This window comes from Prosthecobacter gellanilyticus (genome assembly GCF_007992435.1).
GTDB classification, from domain to species: Bacteria; Verrucomicrobiota; Verrucomicrobiia; order Verrucomicrobiales; family Verrucomicrobiaceae; genus Prosthecobacter; species Prosthecobacter gellanilyticus.
This window is the reverse complement of record NZ_BKAG01000011.1, coordinates 27,535-42,819: the sequence shown is the minus strand read 5'-3', so window position 1 is coordinate 42,819 and position 15,285 is coordinate 27,535. Positions and strand designations below refer to the sequence as shown.

Below are 15,285 nucleotides of genomic sequence, written 5' to 3'. Positions count from 1 at the left end.
GACGGAGGTTCAGCTTGGCAGCGAGAGCTCCTCAGGCTTGGAGTCCGGCATTGCCAAACCCGCACCGCGTTGTGGAATCGCGTGCAGAGCGTTGCGCAAAACATCGCGCTCCTGTTGCAGGCTGTTCAGATCAAAAGCTCCCTTCACCGCCCAGCGTGCAGCGGCACAGCCCACCATTTGAAAAGGCGTGAAGACGGCCACGGAAACATGCGCCTTCTCAGCGAGCATGCGCAGGCGATGCCAGATGCTGGAAGGCAGCCCATGGAGCTGCCGCTCAGGCGCGAGCCGCAGATCCAGAAACACGGTTTGGAGATTCCCATCCCGCAGCAGCATGTCAGCGGCTTTGAGGCTGTCCTTCACTCCATGGGCGCGCAGCCAGAGCACGCGCTGCCGCAGTTCCAAGGGCAGCGAAGTCAGATCCAGGCCATCCGCCGCATCCACCCAGGCCAGCGAGCCTTGAGCCTGCTGGCCCAAATGCAGCATGAGCAGGCCTGCGCCCGCAGCGTGATCGGGAGAGACAATCTCCACCAGCTTCCCTGGAAGCAGTCCGACGTTCTGATTCACCGGGGTGGAAGCCCCAAGAAAACATGCCTGCATGGCCGCCGGAAAGCGGGCCGCCACCAGGGAGCGAAGTTGAGCGAGTTGCGCATTCATAACTGTTCTAAAGAACAGTTATTGAGTCTTCGGAAATCTCAAGCGTTAACTAGCTGTTCAGTGCGGATTCATGCGGCGCCACATTCGCCCTCCTCTCCAAGGACGAATCCCTGACCACCTAACAAGGTTTGCATAACTTCACACCAGCCTAAAAAAAACAGCGCAGAGCTTGTGGCTCTGCGCTGCTGGAAAAAAATGAAAGCGGGCCGTCTTACTTGGCCTTGGGTGTCTCCTCGCTCTTGCCATCGAGTGGCGTGATGATCGGGCGGTCCTTCATCTCAGGGGAGATGGTCCAGGAGTCACCCTGCTTGACGAAGGAGATGAGGAAGAGCTCCTCAATGCGGTCGGTCAGCGTTTCCTGGGAGGTGCGGACGGTGGCGTGCACGTAGCCCTTGTCCTTCTCCTCGACGAGACCGAGCACTTCGATCTTGAGGGTCTCCTGCTTGCGCTTGGTGACTTCAGCGGCGGCATTGATGCGCTTGTGCCAGGCTTCACGGTCCAGAATGTAGAACTCCTGGGGGCTCAGCTTTTCCAGGTCACGGATTTCTTTGACGCCGAAACGCTCCAGCATGGCCTGCTCCTCGGACATGGTCGGAGCGGTCTTGATGATGGCGATGGTCTCCTTTTGCTTACGCTCAAGGGAGGAGGCCTGCAGCAGGTTCGCCGCAGTCTTCCACTCCTGGTTCACCACGCAGGTGAGATATTTTTTCACCAGCTCACCACAGGGATGATCCGCAGGAAGAGGAGCGCTGTGAGAAACACCGGCAAAGGCAAGGAAACCAATGGCCAGGGAAAGACGGGCAACAAGACGGGCAGGATGCATAGAGCTGGATTTGACCGAGCAGGGAGAAAAACGTTCGGGCGAGTTTCTAGCCCGCTGCCTTCACGCCGTCAAATGGAGAAAGGCCCTGGGTTTGGCGAAGGTCCGACCTGAAAGAAACGCGAATAACCAGCCGGGGTGTTTCCCAAGCCACATTTAGCAGATGCCTGTTTGCTGCTTCAGCATGCTTGAATGTTCACCTGGAACCTTTCAAAGCTGCGACACATTTTTTCATTCATGCCTGCCGAGGGCTTGCCCCGGGCCTGCGGACTGCTTGCTTCCCGGCTTGTGAAGATCAGCGATCCGGAAGCCACCCCTTATGTCCTCGGCACCTCCCTCATGGCGGTGCTTTTCATTGCTGGCATGGTCCGTCTCTGGCTGCTGAGGCGGGTGGAGGAAAAACTGCTGAAGAACAAGGACGCACTCGAAAAGCAGGTGCTGACCCAGCAGAAGGATCTCCAGTTCGTGCGCTCAGATGCCAATGCCTGGCGCGCCGAGATGCAGCGGCAGTTTGATCTCTATCGTCACCTGGCCAGCGACCAGCTGAAGGTCGAGGAGTCGCGCTTTGACAATCTGCTGGTCAAATCACGCGAGCGTGAGCAGGCCCTTCAGACCACGCTGGACATCACCCGCCAGATGTGTGCCGAGCTGCCATCCACGAAGGCACGGCTGATGCAGCTCGAAGCCCTGCTCGGCATCGATGCCGGTGAAGGCCTGCCCGCGAGCACGATTCCGACCGGCGACTTGTCGGGTGATCTCTCTCCCCTGCCCGATCTCAATGGCAGCGGCTCCAGCGCACCAGCTGAACCCATCATCACCGCGGCACCCCAAACGAGTTCCACCCCCATCGCCACTGGCGGTTCAGCTCATGAGATGGAGAGCCTGCGGCAGCAGAACGTGGCCCTGCAACAAGCGCTGACCGCCGAGCGTCTGCGTGCCCGCATCAAGGAGCGTGCGAACAACGGCTCCAAGGCAAAGAGCCGACGGAACTAACTGAGCGCAGTGGCAGCGTCTTGCGCTTGCTCAAGCCGTGAGCTTGACGATGGTCCCTTCACTTGAGTAAGACAGGCGGGATTGATGAATCTCCTCTACCCGCGTTTCACGCTGCGCCAGTTTGGCTGGATGCTGCTCTTTGGCTGCGGAGGCGCGGTGATCGCGGGCAGCTATGGCATCGTGCATGATCAGATCACCTTCGAGATCGGGCCGGAGTATTTCACGGACTTTAAGTTCCAGCAGTTCTTCTATCTTCCCAAGACGCAGCCGGAGCGCTTGATCGTGGCTGAGATCGGATTTCTGGCCACCTGGTGGGTGGGCTTCTTTGCCGGGTGGTTCATGGGCAGGCTCACGATACCGCATATGCCCTGGCGAAAGGCGGCCGGACTCAGCCTGAAAGGAGTGGCCGTCATGACGGGAACCGCATTGCTGGCCGCCATCATGGCCTACGCATGGGCTCCAACCGATCAAAACGATCCTCGCATGGAGAACTGGGACGGCATGTTTGCAGGACGAGATGTGATCGACACGGTCGCCTTCGCCCAGGTGGGCTACATTCACAATGCCAGCTACCTGGGCGGGCTCATCGGGCTCATTGCAGCGCTGGTATGGATGTGGAGGAAGCGGACCCGAATGGCGAAGACCCAATGAATTGGGGTCTCACCCTCGATGCTCCGCAAAGAGCAATGACCGCTGCGCCTGCCCAAAAGTTCACTGAATCTGGGAAATATATAACCTCGTCAAAGAAGGTCATTTGGAGCATTTCAGCGTCACTGAACACAGAATTTTTACTAACCAAGACAGATTCCTTACCATTTTCGGATCCTATCATTATTGCGACGTATAAAGCATAATTTTCGACATTTTGATTTACTTCCATATTAAATTTCCATAATTTGAGGCAAATACAGGACGACTATGCCAACCTCGAATCTTCCACGACCAGCGATGGCCTCTTCAGGGCCGGTCTCGGGCAATCTCTTGGAAAAACTCGAAGAACGCCGCGCCCACCGGCAGCGACATCAACCCTCGCCCCACCTCTGGGTGCTGGTCTCGATTATGGGGGATTTGATGATGATCGTGCTGGCAGAGCATCTCGCCTACTGGCTGCGCTTTCACTCGTTCATCCGTGACTATGGCAACTGGTCCAACATGGAACTTCGCCAGTATGCAGGCCACATGGCCCTGGGTTCCCTTTCCCTGCTGCTGGCGCTGGGCTGGCAGGGCCTCTATCACCGTAACATCCTGCTGAGAAACCGCTGGATCGCCTCCCGAATCGCCAAGGCAGTCTTGATCTGGACGCTGGTGTTCCTTTCCTTCAGCCTGGCGCTGAAGCTGGAACCCTCCATCTCCCGTGTTTATGTGGCCCTGAATGGAGCTTGTGCTCTTCTTCTGCTGCTGGGCTGGAGAGGGCTTTTTGATGCCTTCTTGCACTCCCCTGGGCGCATCGCGACCCTCCAGCAGCGCACGCTTTTCGTGGGCTGGAATGACGATGCCCAGCGCCTCTGGCAGACTCTCAGCGCCGACCGCGCTCACGCCTTCGACCTCGTGGGCTGGGTGGATGCCTCCGGCTGGCGGGATGACAATCCCATGCCCGAAAACATTCCCTTCGTGGGCTATGTGGAAGACATCCAGCGCGTGATCGCCCGGCATGAGGTGGACATGATCATCGTGGCGGACCTTCCGAGGCAGCAAATGGTGGAGCTGGCGAACCTTTGCGAACGGGAGATGATCCAGTTCAAGCTGGCACCTTCCGTGTTCCGCATCTTTGTCTCGGGCCTGTCTTTGGAAACCATCGCCGGCACCCCGGTGCTCGGCGTGAACCGCCTGCCGCTGGACAGCACGCTGAATGTCATGCTCAAGCGTGCGCTGGATGTGGCTGGAGCGCTCTTTGGCCTGATGATCAGCTCGCCGATCATCGCCTTCTTTGGGGCCATGGTCTATTTTGAATCCAAGGGGCCCATCTTCTACCGTCAGCGCCGCTGGGGCATGAACGGCGTGCCGTTTGAGATCATCAAAATCCGCTCCATGAAGCTGAATGCGGAGGCCGCCGGCGGTGCCCAATGGTGCGTGCAGGATGACCCGCGCCGCCTGCGTGTGGGTGCCTTCATGCGCAAATGGAACATCGATGAAGTGCCGCAGTTCTGGAACGTGCTGAAGGGTGAGATGAGCCTCGTCGGACCACGTCCGGAGCGGCCGGAACTCATCGCCGGATTCAAGCACCAGATCCCACATTACAATGCCCGTCATGCGGCTAAGCCGGGCATGACCGGCTGGGCGCAGGTCAAAGGCCTGCGTGGCGACACCGACCTGTCTGAGCGCATCAAGTGCGACCTCTGGTATCTGGAGAACTGGAGCCTCCTGCTGGACCTCCAGATCATGTTCCTGACCTTCTTCAAGCGCGACAACGCCTACTGAGACCGGCAAATTCGGGTCACCGGGTTCTTTTTTGCTAAAGCGAAGCAGGGAGAAAGCCCTATGAAGGGGCTGCTCATGGCATGAATGTGGGGTCAGAACATGGAAAATAGTGTCCGATGCTTTGACAAAGCAGGGGGGCTGTCCACACTGCGGTTCCCTTGAAAAGCGTCTTGTTCGTCTGCACTGGAAACACTTGCCGCAGCCCTCTGGCTGAGGCGCTTTTTCGTGGTCTGACCAAAGGGCGTGATGACATCAAGGTGGCGAGTGCCGGGACTGGAGCCTATTCCGGCCAGCAAGCGAGCAAGCATAGCGTGACCCTGGCCAGGGAACGCGGAGTGGACCTCTCCACACATCGCAGCAAGGCGGTGACGATCGACCTGATTGAGACGTCCACCCATATCTTTGCCCTCAGCCGTGGCCATCTCGCCTCGATCCTGGATGATTTTCCAGAGGCGGAGGACAAGGTCTACCTGGTGACTGAATTCGTCGCGGATGACAGTCTGCGCGGCCGTGACATCATGGATCCCTTTGGTGGCGACCTGGATGACTACCGCGAGGTGATGGTCCATCTCGAAAAGACTCTCCCCAGCCTTCTGGCCTACATTGACCAAACTTGGAAAGATGAGGCCGGCCGAGGTAGCACGCAGGGTGATTGAGCTTCCAGATTCCAGGAGAGCCGTCCCCTGCTTCCCCGCCGTCATTTTCCATTTTTCATTTCTCCTTTTAGTTATCCTTCTTTCCTTCCTTCAATGTCTGACCTCCCCAAATCTCTCGCCATCGCCTCCGACCACGGCGGGCTCGATCTGAAGAATGCTGTCGTCTCCCATCTCCAGACCAGCGGTTATACCGTTCATGATCTCGGCGTGCACAACACGGACTCCGTGGACTATCCTGACTACGCCGAGCCTGTGGCCACCCGCGTGCTGGATGGCCGCGCTGACGCCGGCATCCTCGTCTGCACCACCGGCATCGGCATGTGCATCACGGCCAACCGCCACAGCGGCATCCAGGCCAGCCTCGTCCATGATGCGGAAACAGCCGCCATCACCCGCGAGCACAATGCCTCCAACGTTCTCTGCCTGGCTGGCAAGACCACCACGGTCGATACCGCCAAGGAGATCGTAGATGCCTGGCTCAAAACCCCCTTCGCTGGCGGCCGTCATGCCCGTCGCGTCTCCAAAATGAACAAAAACGCCCATCCCCTCAGCATCCTCGCCGCCTCTGATCCTGCCGTCGCCGAAATCATCGATGCCGAGCAGCACCGCCAGCAGAACAACATCGAGCTCATCGCGAGCGAGAACTTCACCTCCCGCGCCGTGATGGCCGCCCAGGGAAGCTGCCTAACCAACAAGTATGCAGAAGGTTATCCGGCCAAGCGCTGGTATGGTGGCTGTGAGGAAGTGGACAAGGTGGAGCAGCTGGCCATCGACCGCGCCTGCCAGCTCTTCGGCGCCAAGTATGCGAACGTGCAGCCGCACTCCGGCTCCCAGGCGAACGCCGCCGTGTATTTCAGCGTGCTGCAGCCCGGTGACAAGGTGCTGGGCATGAACCTGGCCCACGGTGGTCACCTCACCCACGGCAATCCGGCGAACTTCTCCGGCCGCTTCTACAACTTCTGCCAGTACGGCGTGAGCCAGACGGATGAACTCATCAACTACGATGAGCTCGCTGAAGTGGCCAAGCGCGAGCAGCCGAAGATGATCACCGCCGGTGCCTCTGCCTATCCACGCATCATCGACTTCAACAAGATGAGCGAGATCGCCAAGAGCGTGGGCGCTTACCTCTTCGTTGACATGGCGCACATCGCCGGTCTCGTCGCCGGTGGCGCGCATCCATCCCCGATGGAGTATGCTGACTTCGTGACCACCACCACGCACAAGAGCCTGCGCGGTCCGCGTGGCGGCATGGTGCTGACGAACAGCGAGGAGCTGATCAAGAAGATCAACAGCCAGGTGTTCCCAGGCGTGCAGGGCGGCCCGCTCATGCACGTGATCGCCGCCAAAGCCGTGTGCTTCGGCGAGTGCCTGAAGCCTGAGTTCAAGGACTACACCGCCCAGATCGTGAAGAACGCGCAGGCCCTGGCCGCACGTCTCAGCGAGCTCGGCTACCGCATCGTCAGCGGCGGCACGGACAATCACCTCATGCTCGTGGACCTGCGTCCGAAGGGACTGAACGGCAAGATCGCCAGCGAGACACTGGACCACGCCGGCATCACCGTGAACAAGAACGGCATTCCTTTCGACACCGAGAAGATCACCCTCGGCGGCGGCATCCGCGTGGGCACCCCTGCCGTCACGACGCGTGGCATGAAGGAAGCCGAGATGGTGCAGATCGCCAACTGGATCGACCGCGCCCTCCAGGGCAAGGACGACGCCGCAGCCCTCGCCCAGATCAAAGCCGAAGTGGCCCAGATCAACGAGCGCTTCCCGGTGCCGTAATACCTCTGGTTAGGCTGAATTGAATCATGAAACCTGCGAGGCCGCGCGGCTTCGCAGGTTTTTTGTTTCCGAGGACAGGCATCGATGGGAGTGCGGACACTCTGCTTCATCATCCTTTTCGATGTCCACGCAAAAGCAGCGTAGCCACCACCAAGGTCCCCGCGAACCACCAAGGCCACCAGGTGAGGCTGGCGGCGAAGACGCTGGGATCCTCGGCGGGAACGTACATGCGCTCCTCCAACCAATGAGTCTGCCAGCCGAAGAGCAGGGTCATGCAGCCGTAGGCCAGATTCAAGGTCAGGCCACGAAAGCTCAAGGCAGTAGCACGGCGGGCGGAATCCACCTCCGCATTCAAGTAATAGGAGAGGAAGAACTGCAGGAAGCGCATGCCGAGCATCAGCGGCATGATGAGAGCCACACCTAACCATCCTTGCTGCGGATGTGCCGCGCAGAGCAGGCTGCCGAAGATGACCAGAGCGAGCCCCACGAAGTTTCGCGTCATGGAGAAGCGCGTGGAGCAGGTCTCCATGAGTCCTGCGGTCAGCAGACCAAGCATGGAAGCGGTGGTGCCGATGACGCCATACCAGCCTTCCGAGATGCCGACCAGACGGTAGAAGTTGGACGAGACCGTGAGGAAGAGGCGGATGATGCTGTCAAACACCACGCCGAGCACGATGATCTTCAGCGCAGCATGCGTGCGCCAGATCCAGCGGCCGGTTTCCAGGATGCCTTGCCAGGCCTGGCTCACACGCTCCGAGAAACTGGCCTGTGTCGTTTGGAAATGAGACACCTCGGTCATGCGCAAGCAGGTCAGCAGACAGGCCACGCCGGTGAGGAAGTTCAGCGCCAGCGGCAGCTTCATGGTGACATCGCGCGGGATGTCCCCCAGACCTAACCAATGAAGCAATGAGGAAATATTCCCGTGATCATAGAGCACGGAGCCTGAGATGGAGGAGACAATGAAACCGAGCGCCATCGCGCGGCTCAGCCTGGCCATCAGCCGCGACCAAAGGGCGGAGCGATCCTCTTCCGGCAGCGAGTCATAGGCCAGCGCCTCATCAGCACCACTGGCACAGGCTTCAGCCGCACCACTGAGGATGCGGTTCAGCACGAAGAGCCAAAGGACGACATCGTGATTCCCCACAGGCATGAGGCAGAGCACGCCCATCTCCAGCACCATCAGCACCCCGGCGGCCACCATGAGACGTTTGCGGCCAAACTGGTCCGCCAGGGCACCGGACGGCACCTCCAGCAGAACAATGGTGATGGCCCAGACGACGTTCAGCGCAGCGAACTCGCCAATGCTCAGGCCGAGGTCGAGAAACAGGACCGTGAAGATAGGATAGTAGAACCGGCAGTTAAACAGCAGCCGGAACCAGATGAAGAGACGGGCATTGAGAGGCATTCGGGAGTCCATGCCATACGCCCCTCAGAGCGCCAGTGACACCGTGAGTTGGATGACAGTTCGCGGTTCTCGGTTCGCAGTTACGGGTCTCGAACCGAAAGTTGAACCTGCTTTTGGCTAGCCAAGGGGGAAGACGAGATGCTGTTTGACAAATATTCGTTCGCCGCGAGTTTCGCGGCCTGATGACCAACCCCTGCGCCAACTATGCTGACTACTCCCACCAGGGAGTGCTTGTGGCGTGGCCGATGGTCGTACTCCTCGGCAAGCGAACCAAGCGCGCATCCCGCCCAGGCCTCCGAGTGGTCTCGATCTGATCCAAACTGACCACTCATTTTCACCCAACCGCAGGCCGGGCTTCCTTCAGGAGTCCGGCCTTTTTGTTTTCCCATCATGTCTCCCCTCATCAACGAACTGCGCACGCTGCCACGGGCCTTCTGGATCCTCGTGGGTGCCACGTTTGTGAACCGGTTCGGACTTTTCGTCTGGCCTTTCCTCACGCTGTACATCACGCGCAGCGGACACAGTGCTTCCGAGGCAAGCTGGGCAGTGGCAGGCTACTCGGCTGGCAGTTTTTGCGCGGCTTTCATCGGCGGCTGGCTGGCGGACAGACTGGGCAGAAACATCACGCTCGCGCTCTCCGCCTTTGGGGGTGCCATCTGCATGATGGCGCTGTCCCAGGCCCATGACTGGCGGTGGCTCAGCGTCATCGCGATGGTTACAGGGCTGATGAGCGAAGCAGGTTCTCCCGCCAGCAGCGCGCTCGTCCAGGATCTTGTGCCTCCATCGCAAAGAGTGATGGGCTATGCGGTGCTGCGGTTCTCCATCAATCTCGGCTGGTCCTTTGGCTCAGCGGTCGCGGGCTGGCTGGCAGAGTCCTCCTTCTTCGGGCTCTTTGTCGTGGATGCAGTCACGTCAGTGGTCTTTGGGTTCATCGCGTGGAGATATCTGCCGCGTGGTGAACGCACCGCTGCCCAGATGACGGGCTGGAGTGTCGCGTGGCAGTCCATCCGGCACAACAGGCCCTTCCTCATCCTGGCGGTGACCTGCGTCTTTATGTCGTGGGTGTTTCGCCAGACGAGCAGCACCTTTCCACTGCACTTCGAGCACAGCGGTCTGCCCTCCCACTGGACGGGCACGGTACTGGCACTGAATGGCGTGATGATCTGCCTCATGGAGGTGCCGCTAGCCTCGAAGACGAGGGCATGGCCGGTGCGGATGATGCTGTCCCTGGGCTACCTGCTCATGGGGGTCAGCTATCTGCTGCTGATGGGCAGGCCGGGGTTGCCGATGTTTTTTGCCATGATGGTCGTCTTCACGGTGGGTGAGATGTTTGCCTTCTCACGTCAGCAGGCCTATGCGGCGAGCATGGCGCCGGATGACATGCGGGGTCGCTACTCCGGATTTCTCAGCCTGTGCTGGGGCCTCGGAGGCATCGTCAGTGCCGTGGGAGCGCTGCATCTCTTCGATGCATCACCGGACATGGTCTGGATGATCACCGTGCTCCTGGGAGTGGCTGCAGCCGTGATGATCTTGAAAAAATAGCCCGCGCAAACGTGCATGAAGGTGGCTTGGTGCATCTGGTCACGGATTGTAACCAAAGGAAACGTGCTTTAGCAGCCCTGCAAAACACGTTTGAATGCCGCAACCTTCATGCACTCTGTATTGATCATCGGCTGCGGCAGCATTGGCGAACGTCACCTTCGCTGCTTTCAAAAAACGGGACGTTGTATTGTCACTGCGTGTGACAGCAATCCCACACTTCTCACGAACATGAAGGAGCGCTATGGAGCGGCCACCTTTGCCTCGCTGGACACGGCTTTGGCGGAAGGAAAGTTTGATGCGGCAATCGTCTGCACCCCAGCTCATCTGCACCTGCCGATGACCATGAAGCTGCTGCGCGCCGGACTGAATGTGTTCATCGAAAAGCCGCTGGCGATCGACATGAGTCTGGTGCCCGACACCCAAGCGACGATCGCTGAATCAGGCCGCTTTGTCGCCGTGGCGTATGTGTATCATTCCATCCCCTGGGTGGCTGAGGCGCGGGAGTTTTTGAAACAAGCACAACTCGGCCGCATCCTGCAGGCGAGCGTTGTCTCCGGACAGCACTTCCCGTCCTTCCGTCCTGCCTATCGCGAAATCTACTATGCGCGGCATGAGAGCGGCGGCGGGGCGATCCAGGATGCGCTGACCCATCTGGCGAATGCCATGGAATGGATCATCGGGCCGTGCACACGCCTCTACTGTGATGCCGCGCATCAAATGCTCGAAGGTGTGAGCGTGGAGGACACCGTCAATGTCAGCGCGCGTCATGGTCATGTGCTGGCCAGCTTTTCCATGAACCAGTTCCAGGCGCAGAATGAAACCACCTTTTATGTCGGCTGTGAGCGTGGCAGTGTGAAGATCGAGCTTCATGCGCGGCGTTGGGGCTTCATGAGACATGGTGAGGATGACTGGACCTGGAAGGCCACTCCGCCAATGGAGCGGGATGATCTCTTCATCGCCCAGGCGAATGACTTCATCAATGGCATCGAAGGCAAGCCCACATCGCTCGCCACCTTTGACGAAGGTGTGCAGACACTGAAGTTCAACCAAGCCGCGCTGCAGTCTGCAGCCAGTGGCGCAGCCGTGGAGATCGTATGAGCCAGGAACTGCGTCTCGCCATGCTCGGCATGATCGAAGGAAACGGTCATCCGTATTCCTGGAGCGGCATCATCAATGGCTACAATCCTGCGGAGATGGCCAAGTGCCCGTATGCCGGCATCCCGGTTTACATGGGCAAGCAACCGCTGGAATCCGTGCGCATTCCCGGTGCTCGTGTGACGCACATCTGGACGGATGATCCAGCGGATGCGCCGAAGGTCTCCGCCGCGAGCCTGATCGAGACGGTGGTGGCGAATCCTGAGGATGTGATCGGTCATGTGGATGCAGCCGTGATCGCCACGGATGATGGTTCCGATCATGTGCGCCGTGCACGGCCCTTCATTGAAGCTGGGATTCCCGTCTTCATCGATAAACCCATGGCCACCACGATGGAAGAGCTGCGCCAGTTTGTGCAGTGGCATCGTGATGGCAGCATCATCCTCTCCACCAGCGGCATGCGCTATGCGCCGGAGATGCGCTTGAATGACGAGCAGCGCGCGCATCTCGGCGATCTGCGCTGGATCACCAGCTTCACTTGCAAGACCTGGGAGCGCTATGGCATCCATGCCCTGGAAGCGGTGGAACCTTTGTTAGGCCAAGGTTTCCTCACCGTGCAGGCGCATATGGATGCAGGTGGTGATGTGATGCACATCACTCATCGCAGCGGGGTGAAGCTGACCATCGGCGCGCTACATGATGCGTATGGCAGCTTCGGCGCGGTTCATCTGTATGGCACGAAGGGTGATCTCCCGCTGAAGCTCAAGGATACTTATCACGCCTTCCGTGGCCAGCTGGTTGCTTTCATTGACATGCTGCGCAGCGGCACACCTCCCCTACCCTTTGATGAGACGGTGGAACTCATGGCCGTCATTATCGCGGGCATCCGCAGCCGCGAGCAAGGGGGCACCATCGTAAACGTCGCAGACATTCTCAGCGAGATCTGATCTTCCACCGAAGCTGCCATGAAACTCACGCTCCTTGCTCTTCTGCTTTCGTTGTCGGCCAGTGTGGCTGCTGATCCTCTGCAGATCGGCTCACGCCGGGAGTTGTTTGTGGATGACTACCTCATCGACAAACTCGTCGGGGATGCCGAACAGAGGCTGCATCATCCGCAGCCGCAGGAGATTGTGATGCTGCATGATGCACCGTGGGAAGGCAGTGGCAGCGGCTATCACAGCATGTTTCAAGACGGGGACCTGTATCGCATGTACTACAAGGCCTGGCAGCTCACGGTGACGCCGGGAAAGGTGAGCACGAACGAGCATCCGCTGTTTTGCTGCTATGCGGAAAGTGATGACGGCATCCACTGGCGAAAACCCGAACTCGGGCTGCATGAGTTCAAGGGATCAAAGGCGAACAACATTGTCATTCCTGACGGCATGATGGGAAAGACAAAGCCGGATGGCGGACATCCTGCCGTCTTCAAAGATGAAAATCCTGCGGCCACAGCGGATGCGAAATACAAAGCGCTGGTGCGATCTCATACCCCAAAGGGTCTGCTCGCGCTGAAATCTCCGGATGGGGTGCACTGGTCGCCGATGTCTGACACGCCGGTGATCACCGCCGGTGCCTTTGATTCACAGAACCTGGCTTTCTGGGATGCCGAGCGTGGAGAGTATCGTGCCTACTGGCGAATTTTCACTGGAGGCGTGACCGATGAGAAGAACTGGAAGCCGAGCGGATTCCGCGCCATTCGCACGGCGACCTCGAAGGACTTTCTGCATTGGGAGAATCAAGCGGATGTGACCTATGAGGACTCGCCGGTGGAGCATCTGTATACCAATCAGGTGAAGCCCTATCATCGTGCGCCGCATGTGCTCATCGGCTTTCCGACCCGCTATGTCGAACGTGCCCCTGGAGCCTCCATGAAGGCCCTGCCAGAAGCCGAGAACCGCGAATGGCGGACCAAGACCACTCCTCGCTATGGCAATGCCATTACCGAGGGGCTTTTCATGAGCAGTCGTGATGGCGTCAAGTTCAAGCGCTGGAATGAAGCCTTCCTGCCACCGGGCATCGAGCGTGGAGGCACCTGGAACTACGGGCACCAATACATCGCCTGGCATCCGGTGGAGACAAAGTCAGCCATGCCTGGCGCGCCGAACGAACTTTCACTCTACGCAACGGAGAGCTACTGGACCGGAACGAGCAGCGCGCTGCGCCGTTACACGCTGCGTCTGGATGGCTTCGTGTCCATTCATGCACCGATGAAGGGCGGCGAGATCATCACGAAGCCTTTCCATTTCAAGGGCAGCAAGCTCACGCTCAATTTTGCTAGTTCAGCCGCGGGCGGTATCGAGGTCGAGATTCAGGATGCAGAGGGTAAGGCCGCCCCTGGATTTACCCTCACGGATGCCGAAGCTCAGTTTGGAGATTCCATCGAGCGCGTGGTGACGTGGAAGAGCGGCGCTGATGTTAGTGCTCTGACCGGCAAGCCTGTCCGCCTTCGGTTCGTGCTCAAGGACGCTGACCTCTACTCTTTCCGTTTCACCGACAACTGATTTCCCCCTTCATGAAGCTCACCTTCCTTCCTCTTCTCTTTGTGGCCCCGACACTCTATTCGGCGGACCCATTGCACATCGGCTCACGCTGGGAACTTTTCGTCGATGAGTATCTCGTCGCCCAGAAAACCGGAGTCGCGCTGAAGCTGCATGATCCGATCAAAAAGGAGATCGTGCTGGCCACGGATCAACCGTGGGAAGGCAAGACCTGCGCCTACTTCACCGCCATCCAGGACGGCAAGAAGGTGCGTCTCTATTATCGTGGTTCATCAGGTGGATCTGATCACTCGGATGATCAGGTGACCTGCGTCGTCGAGAGTGATGATGGCATTCACTTCACGCGGCCGAAGCTGCGCATCATCGAGGCCGGTGGCACGAAGGATAACAATGTGATCTGGCGCGGAGTGGAGGCGCATAACTTCTCGCCGTTTCTCGATACCAATCCCAACACGAAGCCGGAAGAGCGCTACAAGGCGCTGGGTGGTGTGAAGCAGCCGGGCAAGAACTGGCATCAGGGCGAGACACCCGGCGGCCTGTATGCCTTTGCCTCCGCAGACGGTATTCAGTGGAAGAAGATCAAGGATGTGCCGGTGATGACGAAGGGCGCCTTCGATTCACAGAACCTCGCCTTCTACGACAATCTGAGAAGCCGCTACGTCTGCTTCAGCCGCATCTTCAGCAACAAAGTGCGCGCGGTGCAGAGCAGCACTTCCAATGACTTCCTCGGATGGAGCGATGGTGTGCCCCATCAGTATGCCGAGGGCGTGCCGATGGAGCATTTTTATACTTCGGCCACGGTGCCCTGCCCCACGGCGCCGCATTTATTCCTCTCTTTTCCAAAGCGCTTCATCACCACTCGCAAGAAGGTGCCGGAGCATGAAGGGCCGGGGGTGAGTGACGCGGTCTTCATGTCCAGCCGGGATGGGGTGAAATGGGATCGTCCGTTCCTCGAGGCCTGGGTGCGCCCTGGTCCAGATCTCAAGAACTGGACGGACCGCAATAACATGACGGCTAATGGCATCGTGGTCACTGGCGAGGGTGAGTGGTCGCTCTATATCAGCGAGCACTATCGTCACGCCGATCATCGCATCCGTCGCATTGCCGTGAGAAAGCAGGGCTTTGCCTCCATGCATGCCGACGCCAAGGGCGGTGAGTTTACAACCCACCCGATCAAGTGCAGTGGCAGCAAAGTGGCCATCAACTACTCCACTTCAGCGGCAGGCAGCATCCAGATCGAGGCGCTGGACGAGTCCGGCAAAGTCCTCGCCACCATGCCTGAGCTCTATGGAGATGACTTTGACGTGCCGGCCCTGGATGTCTCCAAACTCAAGGACCAGACCATCAGCCTCCGCATCAAGATGAAGGATGCGGATCTGTATGCGCTCCGCTTTGCGGACTGAACCCTATTCTAACCACTTT

13 protein-coding genes are annotated in these 15,285 nt (G+C 58.9%); 10 read left to right on the top strand and 3 right to left on the bottom strand.

The window, feature by feature from the left end; translation table 11 throughout:
* Positions 1–9 precede the first annotated feature (9 nt).
* A complete protein-coding gene (locus BGE01nite_RS09510) occupies positions 10–654 on the bottom strand; it encodes a hypothetical protein (RefSeq protein ID WP_146850215.1) in 645 nt (214 codons plus the stop codon).
* A 211-nt stretch (positions 655–865) separates the two neighbouring features.
* On the bottom strand, positions 866–1,477 hold the full coding sequence (locus tag BGE01nite_RS09505) for a hypothetical protein (protein WP_146850214.1): 612 nt from the start codon (positions 1,475–1,477) through the stop codon (positions 866–868).
* Between the two features lie 234 nt (positions 1,478–1,711).
* Between BGE01nite_RS09505 and BGE01nite_RS09500 the strand changes: the two genes are divergently transcribed.
* From BGE01nite_RS09500 to rpiB, 5 genes are all read left to right on the top strand, one after another.
* Positions 1,712–2,467, top strand: a complete 756-nt coding sequence (locus BGE01nite_RS09500) for a hypothetical protein (protein WP_146850213.1) — start codon at positions 1,712–1,714, stop codon at positions 2,465–2,467.
* Between the two features lie 84 nt (positions 2,468–2,551).
* Entirely contained in the window at positions 2,552–3,118 is a 567-nt protein-coding gene (locus tag BGE01nite_RS09495; protein ID WP_146850212.1) for a hypothetical protein, read from the top strand.
* 420 nt (positions 3,119–3,538) lie between these two features.
* Entirely contained in the window at positions 3,539–4,885 is a 1,347-nt protein-coding gene (locus BGE01nite_RS09490; RefSeq protein WP_170266695.1) for an exopolysaccharide biosynthesis polyprenyl glycosylphosphotransferase, read from the top strand.
* Positions 4,886–5,043: 158 nt separating this feature from the next.
* Positions 5,044–5,541: a low molecular weight protein arginine phosphatase gene (locus BGE01nite_RS09485; RefSeq protein ID WP_146850210.1), complete on the top strand. Its 498-nt coding sequence runs from the start codon at positions 5,044–5,046 to the stop codon at positions 5,539–5,541.
* A gap of 93 nt (positions 5,542–5,634) precedes the next feature.
* Positions 5,635–7,323, top strand: a complete 1,689-nt coding sequence (rpiB, locus tag BGE01nite_RS09480) for a ribose 5-phosphate isomerase B (protein WP_146850209.1) — start codon at positions 5,635–5,637, stop codon at positions 7,321–7,323.
* A gap of 109 nt (positions 7,324–7,432) precedes the next feature.
* Here the strand turns inward: rpiB and BGE01nite_RS09475 are convergent, their stop codons facing one another.
* The gene (locus BGE01nite_RS09475; protein ID WP_146850208.1) at positions 7,433–8,740 is read right to left on the bottom strand and encodes an MFS transporter; all 1,308 of its coding nucleotides are present in this window, start codon (positions 8,738–8,740) and stop codon (positions 7,433–7,435) included.
* Between the two features lie 378 nt (positions 8,741–9,118).
* Between BGE01nite_RS09475 and BGE01nite_RS09470 the strand changes: the two genes are divergently transcribed.
* From BGE01nite_RS09470 to BGE01nite_RS09450, 5 genes are all read left to right on the top strand, one after another.
* Positions 9,119–10,270: an MDR family MFS transporter gene (locus BGE01nite_RS09470; RefSeq protein ID WP_146850207.1), complete on the top strand. Its 1,152-nt coding sequence runs from the start codon at positions 9,119–9,121 to the stop codon at positions 10,268–10,270.
* A gap of 108 nt (positions 10,271–10,378) precedes the next feature.
* A complete protein-coding gene (locus BGE01nite_RS09465; RefSeq protein WP_146850206.1) occupies positions 10,379–11,368 on the top strand; it encodes a Gfo/Idh/MocA family protein in 990 nt (329 codons plus the stop codon).
* The gene (locus tag BGE01nite_RS09460; protein ID WP_218032945.1) at positions 11,365–12,312 is read left to right on the top strand and encodes a Gfo/Idh/MocA family protein; all 948 of its coding nucleotides are present in this window, start codon (positions 11,365–11,367) and stop codon (positions 12,310–12,312) included. Before BGE01nite_RS09465 ends, BGE01nite_RS09460 begins: the two co-directional genes overlap by 4 nt.
* 18 nt (positions 12,313–12,330) lie before the next feature.
* Positions 12,331–13,866 carry a glycoside hydrolase family protein gene (locus BGE01nite_RS09455; protein ID WP_146850205.1) on the top strand — a complete coding sequence of 512 codons (1,536 nt, stop codon included), beginning with the start codon at positions 12,331–12,333 and terminating at the stop codon, positions 13,864–13,866.
* 11 nt (positions 13,867–13,877) lie between these two features.
* The gene (locus BGE01nite_RS09450; RefSeq protein WP_146850204.1) at positions 13,878–15,266 is read left to right on the top strand and encodes a hypothetical protein; all 1,389 of its coding nucleotides are present in this window, start codon (positions 13,878–13,880) and stop codon (positions 15,264–15,266) included.
* Positions 15,267–15,285 lie beyond the last annotated feature (19 nt).

Coding starts and splice junctions, on each gene's coding strand:
- BGE01nite_RS09455 (WP_146850205.1), top strand. CDS start 12,331: ATGAAACTCACGCTCCTTGCTCTTCTGCTTTCGTTGTCGGCCAGTGTG.
- BGE01nite_RS09490 (WP_170266695.1), top strand. CDS start 3,539: ATGATGATCGTGCTGGCAGAGCATCTCGCCTACTGGCTGCGCTTTCAC.
- BGE01nite_RS09460 (WP_218032945.1), top strand. CDS start 11,365: ATGAGCCAGGAACTGCGTCTCGCCATGCTCGGCATGATCGAAGGAAAC.
- BGE01nite_RS09475 (WP_146850208.1), bottom strand. CDS start 8,740: ATGGACTCCCGAATGCCTCTCAATGCCCGTCTCTTCATCTGGTTCCGG.
- BGE01nite_RS09450 (WP_146850204.1), top strand. CDS start 13,878: ATGAAGCTCACCTTCCTTCCTCTTCTCTTTGTGGCCCCGACACTCTAT.
- BGE01nite_RS09470 (WP_146850207.1), top strand. CDS start 9,119: ATGTCTCCCCTCATCAACGAACTGCGCACGCTGCCACGGGCCTTCTGG.
- rpiB (WP_146850209.1), top strand. CDS start 5,635: ATGTCTGACCTCCCCAAATCTCTCGCCATCGCCTCCGACCACGGCGGG.
- BGE01nite_RS09495 (WP_146850212.1), top strand. CDS start 2,552: ATGAATCTCCTCTACCCGCGTTTCACGCTGCGCCAGTTTGGCTGGATG.
- BGE01nite_RS09505 (WP_146850214.1), bottom strand. CDS start 1,477: ATGCATCCTGCCCGTCTTGTTGCCCGTCTTTCCCTGGCCATTGGTTTC.
- BGE01nite_RS09465 (WP_146850206.1), top strand. CDS start 10,379: ATGCACTCTGTATTGATCATCGGCTGCGGCAGCATTGGCGAACGTCAC.
- BGE01nite_RS09510 (WP_146850215.1), bottom strand. CDS start 654: ATGAATGCGCAACTCGCTCAACTTCGCTCCCTGGTGGCGGCCCGCTTT.
- BGE01nite_RS09500 (WP_146850213.1), top strand. CDS start 1,712: ATGCCTGCCGAGGGCTTGCCCCGGGCCTGCGGACTGCTTGCTTCCCGG.